A 506-nucleotide genomic window follows, 5' to 3' on the forward strand; every position below is an offset into this window, starting at 1 on the left:
TGGGCCAGCACGCTGGCGATGCGGCCCAGCTTTTGCGCGCCGGCTTCGCTCACTTCAATCAGGCTGCTGCGCTTTTGAAAGTCGTACACCGACAGCGGCGACGAAAAACGCGCCGTGCCGCTGGTGGGCAGCACGTGGTTGGGGCCGGCGCAGTAGTCGCCCAGCGATTCGCTGGTGTATGCGCCCAGGAAGATGGCCCCGGCATGGCGCAGCAGCGGCTCCCAGCGGTGCGGCTCGCGGCTGGAAATTTCCAGATGCTCGGGCGCAATGCGGTTGGCGATTTCGCAGGCCTCTTGCATGCTGCGGGTGTGAATGAACGCGCCGCGCCCGGCCAGGCTTTTGGCGATGATGGCCGCGCGCGGCAAGGCGGGCAGCAGGCGCTGCATGGCCTCATGCACTTGCCGCATGTAGCTTTCATCCGGGGCAAGAAGAATGCTTTGCGCCAGCTCATCGTGCTCGGCCTGGCTGAACAAGTCCATCGCCACCCAGTCCGGCGGCGTCGTGCC

Annotated in this window: 1 protein-coding gene; it reads right to left on the reverse strand. The window is 66.2% G+C overall.

Translation table 11 applies throughout. The features are described from left to right. A partial coding sequence (locus QB898_RS13205; RefSeq protein WP_279525319.1) for a histidinol dehydrogenase occupies positions 1-506 on the reverse strand: 506 nt, incomplete at both ends.

Source organism: Ottowia cancrivicina, assembly GCF_029813755.1.
In the GTDB taxonomy this organism is placed as follows: domain Bacteria; phylum Pseudomonadota; class Gammaproteobacteria; order Burkholderiales; family Burkholderiaceae_C; genus Ottowia; species Ottowia massiliensis.